The sequence below is a fragment of the Sciscionella marina DSM 45152 genome, assembly GCF_000379465.1.
GTDB lineage: Bacteria > Actinomycetota > Actinomycetes > Mycobacteriales > Pseudonocardiaceae > Sciscionella > Sciscionella marina.
In genome coordinates this window covers 11727-29827 of the sequence record NZ_KB905392.1, presented here as the reverse complement: position 1 = coordinate 29827, position 18101 = coordinate 11727, and the positions used below count along the sequence as shown (strand labels likewise).

The following is an 18101-nucleotide window of genomic DNA, read 5'->3' as shown; positions in this document are numbered from 1 at the left end:
TTCTCACAGTGGGCGGGGCAGGCGCTGCTCGAGGGGCGGGAGCCGGAACGGGACATGCGGTTCGGCCTGATACCAGTAGGCGACCGAGGAGTAGTCGTCGGAGCGTTTGTTCGCGTGCCCGTGCTCGATGGTCACCCGGATGGACTCGGCGAAGGTGACCGGATCCTCGATGTGGAAGCGATACAGGCTGGTCTGCCCGGACCAGTTCGGCCCACCGGCGAGGGTGATCCCGTGATAGGGCGCGGAGAACGGCTCGTCCGGGCACCAGGCGGTGTTGAAATAGTCCTCAGTTCCGGTCCCGTGCAGGCTCGGCGGCCAGCGCTCACCGTCGATGAAGATCATGTCGTCCCCCTCGCCGTACCAGTTCCATTCGGTGCTCTGGCGCAGGTTGTGCACGTTCAGCACGCAGCCCACGTAGTGCCCGTACCCGCGGGCGTCCAGGATCGTGTAGTTGCCCTCCCCGTCCAGATTGGTCCCGGTGAGCAGGTGCTCGGGGGTGGACGCCGCACCCTGGGGGACGCCGTCGCAGGGGTTCTCCCTGCGCCACTGCGCGTGGAACCGGCCGAGCCCCTCTTCGAGCTCGTCGAACTCCTCGTAGTCGATGTACCAGTAGAAGGGCACCGTTTCCTGCCGGCATTCGCTGGTGATCTCGAAGCGCGCGCCCTCGGCGAAGGGCATGTGGAAGAAGCTGTTGTAGGAGATGCCCTCGCGCGGGCTGCATTGCAGGGGAACCGAGTTGAACTGGGCGTAGCGGCCGTGCCCCACCCCGAAGAAATCCCCGAGCGGCACCTCGACACTCGGATGTTGCTCGCCGTCCCAGAAGGCGCGCAACACCAGGCGGCGCAGGAAATCCGGCTCCGGATGGGCCGGATTCATGTACGGCAGGGTCATGGTGCGCGTGGTCATCCAGATGTGGTTCACGTTCCCCGCGCCCGGAATGTCCGCGATCACCTCGGTCTGACCCGGGCGCAACCAGATGCGGTCCTCGTTGCCGCCGCTGCGATCCCAGCTGGACACTCGCCGTCGCCGGGTGTGCCGCAGCCGCGGCAGATCGCGCAGGCTCGAGCCGTAGTCCCCGTAACCGGTCACGGGCCCTCCTCGCTGGCGCTCGTCGGCCCCGCGACCGGCGGTGCTGTATCCAATGGTGACCTCGCAAGCTCGGTCACGGGCCCTCCTCGCTGGCGCTCGTCGGCCCCGCGACCGGCGGTGCTGTATCCATCGGTGACCTCGCAAGCTCGGTCACGTGGCGGCCTCCTTCCGTGCATCGGTCTCGAGCTGTTCGAGACTGCGCCCACGGGTCTCGCTCAGGAACAAGCCGATGAACCCGAGCACGAGCAGGTTCAGCGCGGCGTACATGGTGAACACCGGGCCGGTTCCCCACGCGGCGATGATGATCGGCAGGCTGATCGTGACGCCGAAGTTGAACACCCAGTTGGCCACCGTGGCGATGCCCATCGCGGTGCCGCGCGCGGCGAGCGGGAAGATCTCGGAGAGCAGCACCCACAGCACCGGCCCCCAGGTGAGCGAGAAGGTCACGGTGAACAGCACGTTGCCGCCGATGGCGAGGCCGTTCTGCACTCCGTGCGAGACCGCGAACAGCTGTGGAATCCCCATGCAGGCCATGCCGATACACAGGAACAGCGATCCGTAGAGCAGTAGCGGGCGCCTGCCGACCTTGTCCACGATCCAGATCGCGATGGACACCGCGATCAGGTTGGGCACCGTGTTGAGCACCCCGAAAAGCAGCGAGTCGGATTTGTCCAGGCCGATCGTGGTGAGGATGGTCGGCGTGTAGTAGACGAGCGTGTTGATGCCGCCGATCTGCTGGCCGACCGCGAGCGCGACACCGAGCAGCAGCAGCCGCCGGATCCATGCGGTGGACAGGATCGTGCGCAGTCCGGCCTTCGCCGTCCCGGAGCGCTCCACCTGTTCGATCTCGGTGAGCTCGGTCTCCGCTTCCGCCTCGGTGCGGGTGACTCGCAGGACGGTCGAGGCGTCCGCGGTGCGGCCCTTGCGCACCAGCCAGCGCGGGGTCTCCGGCATGAACCCGATACCGAGCAGCATCACCAGTGCGGGCACCGCGCCGAGCCCGAACGCCAGCCGCCAGTCCGCGATGTCCCGCAGCAGGAAGTTGATCAGCGAGGCGACCCCGAGTCCGATGATGATCAGGGTCTGGTTCAGCGAGGCCACCGCACCGCGGATCCGGGTCGGCGCCATCTCGGCGAGATACAGCGGGACGAGCACGGCGGCACCGCCCACGGCGAGACCGAGCACGGTGCGCGCGGCGATCAGGCTCGCCACCTCCGGGGCGAACGCGGCGCCGAGTGAACCGAGCACGAACACCACCGAGCAGCCGAGCACCACCGCGCGCCGTCCGTAGCGGTCGGCGAGCGGGCCACCGGTGAGCGAACCGATCATCGCCCCGGCCAGGATCATGCTGGTGATCAGCGCTTCCTCGGTGGGGGAGAGATGCCATTCGGGTTTGAGGAACAGCATCGCGCCACCGATGACCCCGGTGTCGTACCCGTAGAGCACCGCCCCGAGCGCGCCGAAGAAATAGAACGCACGGCCACCCCGTACCCGCAGGCGACCATCGACTGTGGATATCACAGGCGCCACATTAGTGATCTACGCAACAGGCTGACGTCGGCCAAACGGCCGTTCACACCGGGTGACCGCCGGCCTCAGTCCTCGAGCACCCCGAACTCGGTCGCACGGAGCCGGCCCGGATCGGCGAGCACCTCGTACCGGGTCACCAGGCTGTCGTGCACCTGCACCCGGATGGCCAGCCGGAGCCGGCCGTAGGGGGCGAGCACGAGACCGACCGCCCCGTCCACGAGCGCGAGCACGGCGAACCGGGAACGCGCGGAGAGCAGCACGGTCTGCTCGGCGACCGCCCGTGCGCCACGCAGCTCGGCCGGGATGCCCGGGGGCAGTGCCACCGGATCGGCGGTGCGAACCACCTCCGGGGCGAGCACGGTGAGCAGCCGCCGCAGATCGCCGTCCCGCGCCGCGGCGAGGAACGCCTCGACCACGGTGCGCTGCTCGCGCAGTTCCGCGGGGGAGTGCTCCGGGGTTCCGCGTACCCGGGCGCGGGCCCGGCTGGCGAGCTTCTTCGCCGCCACGGTCGAGCGGTCCAGCACGGTGGCGATCTGATCGAACGGCACCGCGAACAAGTCGTGCAGCACGAAGGCGATCCGCTCCGCGGGACCGAGCCGGTCCAGCACCACGAGCAGGGCGCGGCCGACCGAATCGGCGAGCACCGCGTCCTCCTCGGGTCCCGCACCGTCCTCCGGTTCCGCCTCCGGCCACGGGTCCTCCCGGCGCGCGGCCCGGGTGCGGAGCGTGTCCAGACAGATCCGGGAGACGACCGTGTGCAGCCAGGCGGGAAGGTTCTGCACCTCCCCGGCGCGATGCAGCCGCAGCCACGCATCCTGCACCGCGTCCTCGGCCTCGGCACGCGAACCGAGCATGCGGTACGCGAGCCCGATGAGCCCGTTCCGGTGCGCCTCGAAGTCCTCCGTGTTCGTCATCGGTCACCTTTCCTCGCCGTGTTCCGTCGGTCCATCGAGAGCGCGAAGGACGAGAACCGATCGAGGGAGACAGACCCGATGACCGAAACCCTAACCGAACAGCGAACGCCCGGCCTGCTGCATCTGGATGCCAGCCATGCCGCGGATTCGGTGAGCAAACGGCTCGCCGGAATGTTCGCGCGGACCTGGCGGGACGCGGGTGGCGCGGGCGGGTACCGCTACCGGGACCTGGCCGCCGAGCCCGTCCCGCTGATCGGGCCCGCCTACTGCGCCCTCGGGATGCGGGTCGAACGATCGGGTGTCGTGGCCGCCGCGGATGTGCCCGGGTACTGCGAATCCGGTGCCGAGCGGCGGGAATGGGCACAGACCCGGCCGCTGGTCGCCGAGCTGCGCGCCGCCCGGGTACTGCTGCTCGGGGTGCCGATGTACAACTTCTCGGTGCCCGCCTCGCTGAAGGCGTGGATCGACCGGGTCGGTTTTCCCGGAATCTTCACCGATCCGGTGACCGGGGCGGACCTGCTCGCGCACACCACCGTGGTAGCCGTACTGGCGCGCGGCGGGCGATACGGGCCGGGTTCCCCGCGCGAGCACTGCGATTTCCAGGAGCCGTACCTGCGGGCGCACTTCGGCAAGCTCGGGGTGCGCGCGGACCGGATACACGTGGTGGCCGCGGAACTGACCAGGGCGGGCGACATCCCCACGCTCGCCGGGTGCACCGAACAGGCCACGCGGTCCTCTGCCGCGGCCCGCGAGCGGGTGCGGGCACTGGCCACCGAGCTGGCCGAGGGCGTGCCCGCCGGGGTTCTCCACATTTCCGTCGGTGGGAGTGCCTAGGCTTGGGATGTGGCCGACCCTTCGACGTACCGCCCGGCGACGGGCACGATTCCCGAGTCCCCCGGCGTCTACAAGTTCCGCGACGACACCGGGCGAGTCATCTACGTCGGCAAGGCGAAATCCCTGCGGCAACGGCTGAACTCCTACTTCGCCGATCCGGCCGCGCTGCATCCGCGCACCTACCAGATGGTCACCACCGCGGCCGCCGTCGAGTGGACCGTGGTCGGCACCGAGGTCGAGGCGCTGCAGCTGGAGTACAACTGGATCAAGGAGTTCGACCCGCGGTTCAACGTCCGCTACCGGGACGACAAGACCTATCCGGTGCTCGCGGTCAGCCTGCACGAGGAATACCCGCGGTTGCACGTCTACCGCGGTCCCCGGCGCAAGGGCGTGCGTTACTTCGGGCCGTACTCGCACGCCTGGGCGATCCGGGAGACCCTGGACATGTTGCTGCGCGTGTTCCCGGCGCGCACCTGCTCGCCCGGGGTGTTCAAACGGCACGGCCAGATGGGCCGCCCCTGCCTGCTCGGGTACATCGACAAGTGCTCGGCCCCGTGCGTCGGGCGGGTGGACGCCGCGGAACACCGCGCGATCGTGGAGGAGTTCTGCGATTTCCTCGCCGGGAAGACGGACGCGATGGTGCGCAGGCTCGAGAAGCAGATGCAGGAGGCCTCCGCGGAGCTCGAGTTCGAGCGCGCCGCCCGGTTGCGGGACGATGTCGCCGCGCTGCGCAGGGCGGTGGAGAAACAGGCCGTGGTGCTCGGCGACGGCACCGATGCCGATGTGGTCGGCTTCGCCACCGATGAGCTGCAGGCCGCCGTGCAGGTGTTCCACGTACGCGGCGGACGGGTGCGCGGGCAGCGTGGCTGGGTGATCGACATCGTGGAACAGCAGGGCCTGCCCGAGCTGGTCGAACACTTCCTCTCCCAGTTCTACGGCGACCAGGCCGATCTCGACGCCCAGGCGGACGTCGGGGGCAGCCCGGTCCCGCGCGAGGTGCTCGTTCCCGAACTGCCCCCGGAGCACGAGGCGATGACCGAATGGCTTTCCGGGCTGCGCAGCGCGCACGAGAACCGCGCGGCCAAGGTGCGGTTGCGGGTGGCCCAGCGCGGGGACAAGCGAACCCTCGCCGAGACCGTGGAACGCAACGCCAAGGAAGCGTTCACCCAGCACAAACTGCGCCGCGCGGGTGACCTGAGCGCGCGTTCGGCCGCGCTGTCCGAGCTGCAGGAGGCGCTCGCGCTGGATGAGGCACCGCTGCGTATCGAGTGCGTGGACGTCTCGCACGTGCAGGGCAGCGATGTGGTCGCCTCGCTCGTCGTGTTCGAGGACGGGCTGGCCCGCAAGTCCGAGTACCGGCGGTTCGCCGTCCGGGAGGGCGCCGAGCAGGGCGATGTCGGCTCGATCGCGGAGGTCACCCGCCGCCGGTTCGCCCGTTACCAGGCCGAACAGGAGCAGGCGGCGGACGAGAACGAGAACCTGCCCGCCGGGATCGATCCGGAGACGGGCAGGCCGCGCAAGTTCGCCTACGCCCCGAACCTGTACGTGGTCGACGGCGGAGCCCCGCAGGTGGCCGCTGCCTCCGATGTGCTTGCCGAGCTCGGCATCACCGAGGTCGCGGTGATCGGCCTGGCGAAGCGGCTCGAAGAGGTGTGGCTGCCCGGCGAGGAGGACCCGGCGATCCTGCCGCGCACCAGCGAGGCGCTCTACCTGCTGCAGCGGGTGCGGGACGAGGCGCACCGGTTCGCGATCGCCTACCACCGGCAGAAACGTGGCAAGCGGATGACCACTTCCGCCCTGGATTCCATCGCCGGACTGGGCCAGACTCGCAAGACGGCCCTGCTCAAGCACTTCGGTTCGGTGAAGAAACTCAAGGCCGCCAGCGTCGAAGAGATCGGCGCGGTGCAAGGTATCGGGCGACACACCGCGCAGACCGTGCACACGGCCCTGCGCGGCGGAAACGGGGAAGGCGAGAGCGGGGAGAACAAAAATGACCGAGGCAGCAATGACCGAGAAGGGTGACCGCACCGGCATCGAAGTCGCCGTGGTGACCGGGCTCTCCGGGGCGGGCCGCAGTACCGCGGCCAAATGCCTGGAGGATCTGGGCTGGTTCGTAGTGGACAACCTGCCACCGGAACTGATCGCCACCATGGTGGAGCTCGGTGTGCGCGCCCGCGGCGCGGTGACCCGGATCGCCGTGGTCATGGATGTGCGTTCCAGAGCGTTCACCGACGACCTGGCCAGCGTGATCAAGGAACTGGACGCGCAGGGGTTCAAGCCGCGCATCCTGTTCCTCGAAGCCTCCGACGAGGCATTGGTGCGGCGCTTCGAACAGGTCCGCCGCGAGCACCCGCTGCAGGGCGGGGGACGGCTCGCGGACGGGATCGCCAGCGAACGCGAGGTGCTGCGGCCGCTGCGCCAGGACGCGGATCTCGTGCTGGACACGACCGCCCTTTCGGTGCACGATCTGCGCGGCAAGATCGAGGACGCGTTCGGCTCCGAGGCCACCATGCGCACCAGGGTCACGGTGCTGTCCTTCGGCTACAAGTACGGTCTCCCGCTGGACGCGGACCTGGTGATGGACATGCGCTTCCTGCCGAACCCGTTCTGGATCCCGGAGCTGCGTGAGTTCACCGGACTCGACGAGCAGGTGAGCAACTACGTGCTCTCCCAGGAGGGCGCGACCGAGTTCCTGCGCACTTACCACCAGCTGCTCACCCTGGTCGGCGCGGGCTACCGGAGGGAGGGCAAGCGATACCTGACCATCGCGATCGGCTGCACCGGGGGAAAGCACCGCAGCGTGGCGATGGCCGAGGAACTGGCGAGGCAACTGGCCAGCGAGGACAACATGTCGGTCAAGGTGGTGCACCGCGATCTCGGCCGGGAGTGAGTGTGGCCGGGAGTGAGTGTGGGAGCACCCCCGGGGAGCTCCGTGTCCTGCTGCGCGGGGCCAGCGCGGAACCTCGCGGCGAAGGCGCGCAATCACCATAGCTGCCGCTATGGCTCACTCCTCCGCCTTGCCGCTCTCGGGCGCGAGTGTCCCGTACGAAAACACCACGCCGACTCCCGCTCACGGCGGACGGGAGCTCCCAGGCGCGCTCTGGACTGAACCCCAGCGCCCGGTAACCGGGTGGGAAAGGCAGGTATGAAGGCGGTCGCACTCGGCGGAGGCCACGGCCTCTCGGTCACCCTCGCGTCCCTGCGCGAGCTCACCGACGACATCACGGCGGTGGTCACCGTCGCCGACGACGGCGGCTCCTCGGGACGCATGCGCCGCGAGCTCGACCTGCTTCCGCCCGGGGATCTGCGCAAGGCGATCACCGCGCTGGCCGGGGCCGATCATCCGCTGCTCGCCGAGGTGTTCGGGCACCGTTTCGGCGGGGACGGGGTGCTGGCCGGGCACGCCGTCGGCAACATGCTGCTCGGCGGGATGCTCGAGGTGCTCGCCGATCCGGTGCGGGCGCTGGACGAGACGATGCGACTGTTCGGCGCCCGGGGCAGAGTGCTGCCGATGTGCGTGAACCCGCTGGACATCGAGGCGGACGTGATCGGGTTGGACGCCGATCCGCGCGCGGTGCGCCGGATCAGGGGACAGGTGGCCGTCGCGACCACGCCGGGCAAGGTGCAGCGGATCCGGCTGCACGGCAACGGCGGGCCCGAACATCCGCCGGTCGCCTGCCGGGAGGCGGTCGAGGCGGTGCTCGGGGCCGACCTGGTGCTGCTCGGCCCCGGCTCCTGGTTCACCAGCGTGCTCCCGCACCTGCTCGTCCCGGAACTGCACGACGCACTCGTGGAAACCGCCGCCCAACGTGTCGTCGTGGTGAATCTGGTCCCCCAACCTGGTGAAACATCGGGATTCAGCCAGGAACGTCACCTATACGTACTGCACGAGCACGCACCGCGGCTGCGCGTCGACGCGGTGGTGGCCGATACTGGAGCGGTCGACGCGCCGGGTGAGCTCAGGGCGGCGGCTACGGCATTGGACGCACACGTGGAACTGGCGGATGTCGCCCGGGCCGGTGCGGGTGAGCGGCACGACCCGGTCGCGCTCGCCTCCGCGATCCGGAAGGCGACGCAGCCCTGACCAGAGTGCGTCCGGGAGCTCTCGCCCGTTGCGAGCGGGAGTCGGCGTGGATGTTTCGTACGGGATCCGCGCCCAGGATCGGCAAGGCGGAGGAGTGAGCCATAGCGGCAGCTATGGTGATTGCGCGCCTTCGCCGCGAGGCGCCGCGCTGGCCCCGCGCAGCAGGACACGGGGTTCCCGGACGGGCTCCAGGCTCGTAGGTAGCTTGGTTGCCGTGTGTGGGACATGGCTTCGATGTGGGAGGTGTTCGAGTGGCGATGACCGCTGCGGTCAAGGATGAGCTGAGCAGGCTCACCGTCAAGAAGAGCTGCTGTCGTCGCGCGGAGGTCGCCGCCCTGCTGCGGTTCGCGGGAGGGCTGCACATCGTCGGCGGCAAAGTGGTCGTCGAGGCGGAGGTGGACACCGGATCGGTGGCGCGCAGACTGCGCAAGGAGATCCACGAGCTGTTCGGGCATCACTCCGATGTGCACGTCATCTCCTCGGGGGGACTGCGCAAGGGGACGCGCTACGTCGTGCGGGTGGTGTCCGGGGGAGACGATCTCGCGCGCCAGACCGGGCTGCTCGACCAGCGCGGTCGCCCGGTCCGGGGGTTGCCCGCGGTGGTCGTGGCCGGTGGGGTGTGCGACGCGGAGGCCGCCTGGCGTGGTGCCTTCCTCGCGCACGGTTCGCTGACCGAGCCGGGACGCTCCTCGGCGCTGGAGGTGACCTGCCCGGGACCGGAGGCCGCGCTCGCGCTCGTCGGTGCCGCCCGGCGGCTCGGTATCCAGGCGAAATCGCGTGAGGTGCGGGGCGCGGACCGGGTGGTGATCAGGGACGGGGACGCGATCGGTGCCCTGCTGACCCGGCTCGGCGCGCACACCAGCGTGCTGGCCTGGGAGGAACGCCGGATGCGCCGGGAGGTGCGCGCCACCGCGAACCGGCTGGCCAACTTCGACGACGCGAATCTGCGCCGTTCCGCCCGCGCCGCGGTCGCCTCGGCCGCCCGGGTGCAGCGTGCGCTGGAGATCCTCGGGGAGGGCGCCCCGGAACACCTGCAGCACGCGGGAAGTCTGCGCCTGTCCAACCGGCAGGCCTCCCTCGAGGAGCTCGGCCAGCTCTCCGAACCACCGATGACCAAGGACGCGGTCGCCGGGCGGATCCGGCGGTTGCTCGCCATGGCCGACAAACGGGCCGGCGAGCTGGGCATCCCGGACACCGAGTCCGCGGTCACCCAGGAGATGCTCGAAGCCGAGGTCTGAAGCGGGTCCGATAGGGTGAAGCCAGCAACGAGCAACGCGTAAAGGAGCGAGCGTGACGGTCCGGGTAGGAATCAACGGGTTCGGTCGCATCGGACGGAACTTCTGGCGTGCGGTGGCCGCGAGCGGGGCGGACATCGAGGTTGTCGCGGCGAACGACCTCGGGGACCTGTCGACCATGGCGCACCTGCTCAAGTACGACAGCGTGCTCGGCCGCCTCGGCGCCGAGGTCACCGCGACGGACGAGGGCATCGAGGTCGACGGCAAGCTGATCAAGATCCTGGCCGAGCGCGACCCGGGCAAGCTGCCCTGGGGCGACCTCGGTGTGGACGTGGTCGTCGAGTCGACCGGGCTGTTCACGAAGGCCGAGCAGGCCCGCAAGCACGTGGACGAGGGCGGCGCCAAGAAGGTGATCATCTCCGCGCCCGCGAAGGGTGAGGACCTCACCGTCGTGCTCGGGGTGAACGACGATCGCTACGACGGTTCGCAGACGGTGATCTCGAACGCCTCCTGCACCACGAACTGCCTCGGGCCGATGGCGAAGGTGCTCAACGACGCCTTCGGTATCGAGCGCGGCCTGATGACCACGATCCACGCCTACACCCAGGACCAGAACCTGCAGGACGGACCGCACTCCGACCTGCGCAGGGCCCGGGCCGCGGCGATCAACGTGGTGCCGACCTCGACCGGGGCGGCCAAGGCCATCGGCCTGGTGCTGCCGGACCTCGTCGGCAAGCTGGACGGCTACGCGCTGCGCGTTCCGGTGCCGACCGGCTCGACCACCGACCTCACCGTGAACCTCGCCAAGGAAGCCAGCGTGGAAGAGGTCAACGCGGCGGTCAAGGCTGCGGCGGACGGACCGCTCAAGGGTGTCCTGCGGTACACCGAGGACCCGATCGTCTCTTCCGACATCGTCACCGACCCGGCCTCGTGCATCTTCGACGCCGGCCTCACCAAGGTGATCGGTGACCAGGTCAAGGTGGTCGGCTGGTACGACAACGAGTGGGGCTACTCCAACCGCCTCGCCGACCTTGTCGCGCTCGTCGGCTCGAAGCTGGCCTGACCGGCACTGGAGAGAGTCAGTGAAGACGCTCGACGATCTGCTCGCCGAAGGGGTGCGCGGACGGGTGGTACTCGTCCGCGCCGACCTCAACGTCCCGCTCGACGGTACTGACATCACCGACGACGGCCGGGTGCGTGCCTCGCTGCCCACGATCCGCAAACTCACCGAGGCCGGTGCGAAGGTCGTGCTGCTCGCCCACCTCGGCAGGCCGAAAGGTGCGCCCGATCCGGCGTTCTCTCTGGCGCCGGTCGCCGCGCGGCTCGGTGAGCTGCTCGGTGCGGATGTCGCGCTCGCCGGTGATGTGGCCGGGGCCTCCGCACGGGAGGTCGTGGCCGGGCTCGGCGAGGGCTCGGTCGCCCTGCTGGAGAACGTCCGCTTCGATCCGCGGGAGACCAGCAAGGACGACGCCGAACGGGCCCAGCTGGCCGGGGAACTCGCCGCGCTCGCCGGGGCGGACGGCGCCTTCGTCTCGGACGGGTTCGGTGTGGTGCACCGCAAGCAGGCCTCGGTGTTCGACCTGGCGACCCGGCTGCCCGCATACGCGGGCGGGCTGGTGCTCGCCGAGGTGGAGGTGCTGCGCGCGCTCACCGGGGAACCCGAGCGCCCTTATGTGGTGGTGCTCGGCGGTTCCAAGGTGTCCGACAAGCTCGCCGTGATCGAGGCCCTCCTGCCGAAGGTGGACCGGCTGCTCGTCGGCGGCGGAATGTGCTTCACCTTCCTCGCCGCGCAGGGCCACCAGGTCGGCGGTTCGCTGCTCGAAAAGGACATGATCGACACCTGCGCACGGCTGCTCGCCGAGGCGGGGGACAAGCTTGTCCTGCCGGGCGATGTGGTCGCCTCCGCGGATATCGCCGCGGACGCCGAGACCAGCACGGTTCCCGCGACCGAGATTCCCGCCGAGCTCAAGGGCCTGGACATCGGGCCGGAGAGCGTCCGGCGGTTCGCCGAGGTGCTGGCAGGGGCGCGCACGGTGTTCTGGAACGGCCCGATGGGCGTGTTCGAGCTCGCCCCGTTCGCCTCGGGCACCAGGGAGGTCGCGCAGGCCATCGCGGATTCCTCCGCGTTCTCCGTGGTCGGCGGCGGTGACTCCGCGGCGGCGGTGCGGCTGCTCGGCATCGGGGAGGACGGATTCGGCCACATCTCCACCGGTGGTGGAGCATCGCTCGAATACCTGGAGGGCAAGACCCTTCCCGGCGTGGAGGTTCTGGAATCGTGAGCACTGTGCTGTCCCGATCGAGCCCTTCCTGCGCTCCTCACTCGCTGACGCTCGCTGCGATGCTGGGAAAGGACTCGCTCTCATGAGCAACAAGCCGCTGATCGCGGGCAACTGGAAGATGAACCTCAACCACCTCGAGGCGCTCTCCCTGGTGCAGAAGATCGCGTTCTCGCTGCCGGAGAAGTACTTCGCCAAGGTGGATGTCACGGTGCTGCCGCCGTTCACCGACATCCGGAGCGTGCAGACCCTCATCGACGGGGACAAGCTGCTCATCACGCACGGAGCGCAGGACCTCTCCCCGCAGGAACCGGGCGCCTACACCGGGGACGTCTCCGGTTCGATGCTCGCCAAGCTGGGGTGCTCCTTCGTCACCGTCGGGCACTCGGAACGGCGCGAGTACCACGCCGAGGACGACGCGCTGGTCAACAAGAAGGTCCGCGCCGCCATCAAGCACGAGATCAGCCCGATCCTGTGCGTCGGTGAACCGCTCGAGGTGCGCGAGGCCGGTGAGCATGTCGAGCACTGCAACGCGCAGCTGCTCGCCGGGCTCAAGGGGCTGACCGCCGAACAGGTCGCCGAGCGGGTGGTGATCGCCTACGAACCGATCTGGGCGATCGGCACCGGCCGGGTGGCCACCCCGGCGGACGCGCAGGAGGTCTGCTCCGCGCTGCGCGGTGCGCTCACCGAGAAGTACGGCGAGGCGGCCTCCGGGGTGCGGATCCTCTACGGCGGATCGGTCAAGTCGAAGAACATCGGCGACTTGGTCGCTCAGCGGGACATCGACGGGGCACTCGTGGGCGGCGCGAGCCTGGAGGCCGAGGAATTCACGAAGCTGTGTGCACTCGCCGCTGGCGGGCCACTGCCCTGAGTCGCCCCGGTTGCGGGTATTCTGGATATACGGCGAGTAGAAAAACGGACATCATATGACATTAGCCCTGCAGATCATTCTGGTCGTGTCGAGCATCCTGCTCATCCTGCTCGTGCTGCTGCACCGAGGCCGTGGCGGTGGCCTTTCCTCGCTGTTCGGCGGTGGTATGCAGTCGAGCCTCGCCGGATCCTCGGTGGCCGAGAAGAACCTCGACCGGATCACGCTGCTGGTCGCGGCGGTCTGGGCGATCGCGGTGATCGGCAGCGGACTGCTGCTCACCGTCAGCTGATCGACAACCATATCCACGCACGCCACATTGACGGAGTGAGAACGCAATGACCGGTGGTAACGCGATTCGGGGGACCAGGATCGGCTCGGGCCCGACGGGTGAATCCGAGCGCGGTGAGACGGCACCACGGCAGCGTGTGTCGTACTGGTGCGCGAACGACCACGAATCACGGCCATCCTTCGCCCTCGACGCCGAGGTTCCGGAGACCTGGGACTGCCCGCGCTGCGGACTGCCCGCGGGGAAGAACCAGGAACAGCCACCACCGGCCCCGCGTGCCGAGCCGTACAAGACGCACCTCGCCTATGTGAAAGAACGGCGCAGCGACGAGGACGGTAAGGCGCTGCTCGAGGAGGCGCTGCAACGACTCCGCGCCCGCCGCGGCGAAGCGTAGAGATTTGCGACCTGGCTCGAGTGGCGGTGTGGGCCGCGAGGCCGGTTGGCTGGGCGGTGACGACGGCTTTCGCCGCTTGAGGAATCCGACTCTCTAGAAAGGCCCTGACCGGGAGGCGTTGTCCTGGTCAGGGCCTTTTGTGTTCGTGGCGTGCTCAGCTGGCCAGGGGGTATCGGGCCGAGACGGCGAACCCGCCGGTGGCTGTGGGCTCTGCGGTGCACCGGCCGCCGATACCCGTGGCGCGCTCGCGCATCCCGGTCAGGCCATGGCCGCCGGAGGGAAGGCGCGGACTCGGGATCGCCTGCGGCGCGAGCTGGGGTGCCGTATTGGTGACCGTGACGGCCAGCTCGGTGCCCTCACCCGTGACGCTGACCAGCACCCCGGCACCGGGCGCGTGCTTGTGCGCATTGGTGAGCGCCTCCTGCACGGTGCGATAGGCGGCATTGGCCACCGGCCCGGTCACCGTGGCCGCCGCGAGCTCCACGTCGAGCTGCACCTCCGCGCCGTGCCGCTCGGCGAGCTCGATCACCTGGTCCAGGGTCTTGTCCTGGGCCGGGCGCAGCGCGCTGAGCAGCCCGCGCAGCTCGGTGAGTGTGGTGGTGGCGAGCTCCCGGATCGTGGTGGCGATCTGGATCCGGTCCGCGTCCTCGGCCACCTGAAGCGCCCCCGCCTGCATCGCGATCAGCGTGACCTGGTGCGAGACGACATCGTGCATCTCCCTGGCGAGCTTGGCACGCTCATCGGCGCGGGCCGCATCCGCCGCGCGGCGATCCACCTGGACCCGAGCCCGCGCGCGCACCCGGTGTTTGGCCACGGCACGAAGCACGAGCAGCGCGCTCGCGAACACTCCGGAGATCGCGAGGGCGGCGGGGATACCGAGAACAGGCGCGGTCGCGGCCACACAGCCGAGCGCGAGCGCGAGAACGGCGAGCGAGGCGAGCTCACCGCCGAACCGCAGGCTGAGCCGACGCGCCTGCCACCGCACCGGTGGGTGCTCGGTCGTGTCCGGGACGCTCAAGATGTTCGACACGGTGCCCTCTTTCGCTGGTACTGCGCTGATACCCAGAGAGAGGGAGAAAAAGCCGTGACGGGACGATTGCGTACCGAATCCTGTGCGAAAGCGAACGCCGATACTCCCGATCGCGCATATTCACGCAAGTGGAAGTGTGAATCTTTCGCCGATCTTGCCTGCGGCCTTGGTGTCGGTGAGCCAGAGGGTGCGGTGCGTACCGAGGGCACCCGCCGCGGGCAACTGGACCTCACCGGCGCCGGCGAGTGCCATGGCCACGGCCGGTGCCTTGCCCGCACCGTCGGTGACGATCCAGACCTCTTCCGCGTGCCGGATGGCGGGCAGGGTCAGCGAGATCCTGGTGGGCGGCGGCTTCGGGCAGTTGCGCACCGCGACGACACTCTGCTCGGTCTCGTAGACCGCGGGGGACTCGGGGAACACCGAGGCCACGTGCCCCTCCGGGCCGACGCCGAGCATCAGCACGTCGAACCGGGGCACCGCGCCGTGATCCTCCGGGGTGGCGTTCTCGGCGAGAATGCGCGCGTAGTCGGCGGCAGCGGCCTCGGGATCATCGCCGAAGGCACCGTCCGAAGGCGCCATGACGTGCACCCGCTCCGGATCCACCGGCACGTGATCGAGCAGCGCGCCGAAGGCCTGGGTCGCGTTGCGCTCGGGATCGCCCTCCGGGAGGAACCGCTCGTCGCCCCAATAGATGTCCAGCTTCGCCCAGTCCACGGCGTCTCGCGCCGGGCTGTCCCGGACATGTTCGAGCACCGCGATGCCCGCACCACCCCCGGTGAGCACGACCGCGGCGTTGTCCCGCGCGCTCTGTACATCGACGATCCTGGTGACCAGGCGGGCAGCCGCGGCCGCGGCCAGCTGCTCCCGGTTCGTGTGGGCCAATAGTTGTGGTTTCACGGTGCCATTTTTTCACCGGTCAGGCTCGTGCCGCTCAGCGCGGGCACGAATGTCGCGAGGTCCGGGGTGCCCCAGCCGCTAGCCACGTCGAAACCGGGCCCGGCCCGGAATCCGGGCACACCCGCGTAGTCGTTGGCGCCCTTGGTGACGTCGACGATGCCGGCCTTCGTGCCCTGTGCGCCGAGCCGATAGAGCGCGGGATTGATCTGGCCGAGCCGGTGGCCCGCCGCCTGCACGGCGAGTGCGAGGCTGCCCGCGAACAGGGGAGCGGACTGCGAGGTGCCCTCCTCGCCCTTCATCGTGATGTCCGGGAAGGATCGCATCGGCGAGCCGGTGATGTCCGCGACCCGGTTCTGCCAGGCGGGACGCTTGTACACCTTGGAGAATCCGCCGCCGGAGAAGTCGATCAGCTCATCGGGTTTGGTGCGCTTGCCGTTCTCGTCCAGGCTGAGGCTGGTGCCACCGACGGAGGTGACGAACGGATCGGCGGCCGGCCAACTGGCCGCGCGGAACGGATAGTCGCCCTGATTGCCCGGTGCCGGGCTCGTCGCCCCGTCGTCCCCGCTCGAGGCGACCAGGCTGACACCCGACCGGTTCGCCCGGCGCAGCGCAGGATCCAGGGTTTTGATCGAGTCCAGCGAGGGGAAGTTCTCCTCGGTCGTGCCGAAGCTGAACGAGACCACATCGGCGATGCGGTGCTCGGTCAGATAGTCGACCGCGTGCATCATCTCCGGCAGCCCGGTGAAGCCCTCGGTTTCGGCGACCGGGGTCGCGGCGACCACGATCTTGGCCGAGGGGGCCATCGCGTGGATCATGGTCACATCCAGGTCGGTCTCACCGCGCCAGGATTCGCAGGCTTCCTTGTCCACGCCCGGGTCCGTGCAGGCGGGCACCGGGCCGGAGGGGGAGAGCACGTCCACATCGGCGGGCGGCAGGCCGTGTTTGCGGGAGTAGTCGTCGAGCACCTGGCGCACCTGCGAATCGCCGAACGAGACCACCGTGGCGACTGTGCTCCCGTCCCCGGTGATCCCGTTGTTCCACACGGTTTTCGCCCCATAGGCGGTCGTCTCCTGCGGCAGCTCCGGCGCCACCGACTCCAGCCTCGCGACCCGTTCGGCCACGGTGTCCGCGCCGACGAACGAGGCGGCGCCCGCGGAGAAGTGCCGCGCCGTGTTGCCCGGCCTCGCCGCGGCCGGGACCGCCCCGGTGCCGAGTAGCGCGAGGGCGACCGCACCAGCGGCGGCCAGTCGGGTGGACCGGGTCATCGATAACCTCCTGCGCGATCGAGTGCGTCGATCACCTTAGTCACGTCCTCGGGTGCGGTGCGCCAGTTGCTGAACGCGGCGCGCAGCGCGGGCACCCCGGCGTAGGTGGTCGGGGTGAGGAAAGTGGTGCCGTCCTCGGTCAGCGCGTGCAGCACGGCGTCCAGGCGTTCCCGGCTCGGATCCTCGGCGAGGGTGAAGCAGGCGACGTTGAGCCGCACCGGGGACAGCAGCCGCCAATGCGGGCGTTGTTCGAGTGCCGCGCCGAGGGAGTACGCGAGCGCGCAGTTGCGCCGCACGATCTCCGCGTGCCCCCGCCTGCCGTAGGACCGCAGGCCGAACCAGGCGGCGAGGGCCCGCAACCGGCGCGAGTTCTCCGGCGCCAGGTGCATCGGATCGGGGTTCGCGCCCGGTGCACCGAGATAGGTGGCCGCGTTGTGGAACACCGCCCGCTGCAGATCCGGGCGCCGGGTGAACGCGACGGCCGAATCGTAGGGCACGTTGAGCCACTTGTGCAGGTCCACGCACACCGAATCGGCCGCGTGCAAGCCGGTCAGCAGCGCGGCATGTGCGGGGGAGAGCGCGGCGAAGCCTCCGAAGGCCGCATCCACGTGCAACCAGAACGGATAGCGCTCGCGCAGTGCCAGGACCCCGGTGAGATCGTCGAAGTCGACGGTGTTCACGGTGCCCGCGTTCGCCACCACGATCGCGGGCCGTCCGCCCAGCTCGGCGAGCGCGGACTCGAGCGCGGCCAGGTCCACGGCCTCCCTGCCGGGCAGTGCCGGGATCGTGCGCAGCCTGCGCCTGCCGATACCGAGGACGGACAGCGCCTTCCCGACGCTCGAGTGCGGGGTGCCGGAGTGCACGGGAACAGGCCCGAGCGCGTCGGCCCCGTCCTCGGTCACCGAGATGCCGATGCGTTCCCCGAGCCATTCCCGGCCGACGGCGATCCCGAGCAGGTTCGACATGGTCGCTCCGCTGACGAAGGTGCCGGTGTGCGCGGGCCCGAGGCCGAACAGCTCCACGAGCCAGGCCACCGTCTCGCGTTCCAGGTCCACGGCGGCCGAACCGGTAGCGGCGCTGGCGTTCTGGTCGAACACCGCGGTCAGCCAGTCACCGAGCAGGGCCGCGGGGGTGGCTCCACCGGTGACGAAGCCCAGATACCGGGGACCGGCGCTGCCGGAGAACCCCGGGGCCCAGCGCGCGGCGAACTCCGCCAGCGCGGCCCGGGCACCGATCCCGGTCTCCGGAACCGGGACAGGATCGGGCGCCGGACCGGTGCGGCCCGCGGGATGTTCCGCGAGCTCGCCGAGCACCTCGACGGCGTAGCGTTCGCCCTCTTCGAGCAGCGCGGGCAGGGCGCGCAGATCCTCGGCGAGGTGGTGCTCCACGGCGGCCG

17 protein-coding genes are annotated in these 18101 nt (G+C 69.7%); 10 read left to right on the top strand and 7 right to left on the bottom strand.

Annotation, left to right across the window (positions count from 1 at the left end; genetic code table 11):
- Window positions 1-3 precede the first annotated feature (3 nt).
- From A37U_RS0116925 to A37U_RS0116915, 3 genes are all read right to left on the bottom strand, one after another.
- Window positions 4-1089, bottom strand: coding sequence for a glycoside hydrolase family 172 protein (locus A37U_RS0116925; protein WP_020497844.1), 1086 nt, complete (start codon window positions 1087-1089; stop codon window positions 4-6).
- Between the two features lie 150 nt (window positions 1090-1239).
- Window positions 1240-2610: a sugar porter family MFS transporter gene (locus A37U_RS0116920; RefSeq protein ID WP_020497843.1), complete on the bottom strand. Its 1371-nt coding sequence runs from the start codon at window positions 2608-2610 to the stop codon at window positions 1240-1242.
- Between the two features lie 74 nt (window positions 2611-2684).
- Window positions 2685-3533 (bottom strand): sigma-70 family RNA polymerase sigma factor, encoded by an 849-nt coding sequence (locus A37U_RS0116915; protein ID WP_020497842.1) that lies wholly within the window; start codon window positions 3531-3533, stop codon window positions 2685-2687.
- 78 nt (window positions 3534-3611) lie between these two features.
- On the opposite strand from A37U_RS0116915, the gene A37U_RS0116910 reads away from it, so the two are divergent.
- The 10 genes from A37U_RS0116910 to A37U_RS0116865 all read left to right on the top strand — a co-directional run bounded on the left by A37U_RS0116910 (window position 3612) and on the right by A37U_RS0116865 (window position 13513).
- Window positions 3612-4367: an FMN-dependent NADH-azoreductase gene (locus A37U_RS0116910; RefSeq protein WP_020497841.1), complete on the top strand. Its 756-nt coding sequence runs from the start codon at window positions 3612-3614 to the stop codon at window positions 4365-4367.
- A 9-nt stretch (window positions 4368-4376) separates the two neighbouring features.
- The gene (uvrC, locus tag A37U_RS0116905) at window positions 4377-6389 is read left to right on the top strand and encodes an excinuclease ABC subunit UvrC (protein ID WP_020497840.1); all 2013 of its coding nucleotides are present in this window, start codon (window positions 4377-4379) and stop codon (window positions 6387-6389) included.
- The gene (gene rapZ / locus A37U_RS0116900; RefSeq protein ID WP_020497839.1) at window positions 6373-7257 is read left to right on the top strand and encodes an RNase adapter RapZ; all 885 of its coding nucleotides are present in this window, start codon (window positions 6373-6375) and stop codon (window positions 7255-7257) included. Before uvrC ends, rapZ begins: the two co-directional genes overlap by 17 nt.
- Window positions 7258-7512: 255 nt before the next feature.
- Window positions 7513-8451, top strand: coding sequence for a gluconeogenesis factor YvcK family protein (locus A37U_RS0116895; protein WP_020497838.1), 939 nt, complete (start codon window positions 7513-7515; stop codon window positions 8449-8451).
- 251 nt (window positions 8452-8702) lie between these two features.
- A complete protein-coding gene (gene whiA, locus A37U_RS0116890) occupies window positions 8703-9689 on the top strand; it encodes a DNA-binding protein WhiA (RefSeq protein WP_026197293.1) in 987 nt (328 codons plus the stop codon).
- Window positions 9690-9741: 52 nt separating this feature from the next.
- Window positions 9742-10749 carry a type I glyceraldehyde-3-phosphate dehydrogenase gene (gene gap / locus A37U_RS0116885; protein WP_020497836.1) on the top strand — a complete coding sequence of 336 codons (1008 nt, stop codon included), beginning with the start codon at window positions 9742-9744 and terminating at the stop codon, window positions 10747-10749.
- A 19-nt stretch (window positions 10750-10768) separates the two neighbouring features.
- Window positions 10769-11965: a phosphoglycerate kinase gene (locus tag A37U_RS0116880; RefSeq protein WP_020497835.1), complete on the top strand. Its 1197-nt coding sequence runs from the start codon at window positions 10769-10771 to the stop codon at window positions 11963-11965.
- Between the two features lie 82 nt (window positions 11966-12047).
- On the top strand, window positions 12048-12833 hold the full coding sequence (gene tpiA, locus A37U_RS0116875) for a triose-phosphate isomerase (protein ID WP_020497834.1): 786 nt from the start codon (window positions 12048-12050) through the stop codon (window positions 12831-12833).
- A 55-nt stretch (window positions 12834-12888) separates the two neighbouring features.
- Entirely contained in the window at window positions 12889-13122 is a 234-nt protein-coding gene (gene secG / locus A37U_RS0116870; protein WP_020497833.1) for a preprotein translocase subunit SecG, read from the top strand.
- Window positions 13123-13168: 46 nt separating this feature from the next.
- Window positions 13169-13513: an RNA polymerase-binding protein RbpA gene (locus tag A37U_RS0116865; RefSeq protein ID WP_020497832.1), complete on the top strand. Its 345-nt coding sequence runs from the start codon at window positions 13169-13171 to the stop codon at window positions 13511-13513.
- Window positions 13514-13667: 154 nt separating this feature from the next.
- Here A37U_RS0116865 and A37U_RS44080 read toward each other — a convergent pair whose 3' ends face one another.
- The 4 genes from A37U_RS44080 to A37U_RS0116845 form a co-directional block, all read right to left on the bottom strand.
- The gene (locus A37U_RS44080; RefSeq protein WP_020497831.1) at window positions 13668-14543 is read right to left on the bottom strand and encodes a sensor histidine kinase; all 876 of its coding nucleotides are present in this window, start codon (window positions 14541-14543) and stop codon (window positions 13668-13670) included.
- A gap of 120 nt (window positions 14544-14663) precedes the next feature.
- Complete coding sequence (pgl, locus tag A37U_RS0116855) at window positions 14664-15440, bottom strand: 6-phosphogluconolactonase (RefSeq protein ID WP_020497830.1); 777 nt, start codon at window positions 15438-15440, stop codon at window positions 14664-14666.
- The gene (locus A37U_RS44075; protein WP_020497829.1) at window positions 15437-16705 is read right to left on the bottom strand and encodes a S53 family peptidase; all 1269 of its coding nucleotides are present in this window, start codon (window positions 16703-16705) and stop codon (window positions 15437-15439) included. Before A37U_RS44075 ends, pgl begins: the two co-directional genes overlap by 4 nt.
- Window positions 16702-18093 (bottom strand): pyridoxal phosphate-dependent decarboxylase family protein, encoded by a 1392-nt coding sequence (locus tag A37U_RS0116845; RefSeq protein ID WP_020497828.1) that lies wholly within the window; start codon window positions 18091-18093, stop codon window positions 16702-16704. The genes A37U_RS44075 and A37U_RS0116845 overlap by 4 nt, the downstream gene beginning before the upstream one ends.
- Window positions 18094-18101 lie beyond the last annotated feature (8 nt).

What these genes read in the sequence shown, in the direction of transcription:
- A37U_RS0116915 (WP_020497842.1), bottom strand. Translation starts at nt 3,533, where the DNA reads ATGACGAACACGGAGGACTTCGAGGCGCACCGGAACGGGCTCATCGGG.
- A37U_RS0116910 (WP_020497841.1), top strand. Translation starts at nt 3,612, where the DNA reads ATGACCGAAACCCTAACCGAACAGCGAACGCCCGGCCTGCTGCATCTG.
- rapZ (WP_020497839.1), top strand. Translation starts at nt 6,373, where the DNA reads ATGACCGAGAAGGGTGACCGCACCGGCATCGAAGTCGCCGTGGTGACC.
- A37U_RS0116895 (WP_020497838.1), top strand. Translation starts at nt 7,513, where the DNA reads ATGAAGGCGGTCGCACTCGGCGGAGGCCACGGCCTCTCGGTCACCCTC.
- tpiA (WP_020497834.1), top strand. Translation starts at nt 12,048, where the DNA reads ATGAGCAACAAGCCGCTGATCGCGGGCAACTGGAAGATGAACCTCAAC.
- secG (WP_020497833.1), top strand. Translation starts at nt 12,889, where the DNA reads ATGACATTAGCCCTGCAGATCATTCTGGTCGTGTCGAGCATCCTGCTC.
- A37U_RS0116865 (WP_020497832.1), top strand. Translation starts at nt 13,169, where the DNA reads ATGACCGGTGGTAACGCGATTCGGGGGACCAGGATCGGCTCGGGCCCG.
- A37U_RS44075 (WP_020497829.1), bottom strand. Translation starts at nt 16,705, where the DNA reads ATGACCCGGTCCACCCGACTGGCCGCCGCTGGTGCGGTCGCCCTCGCG.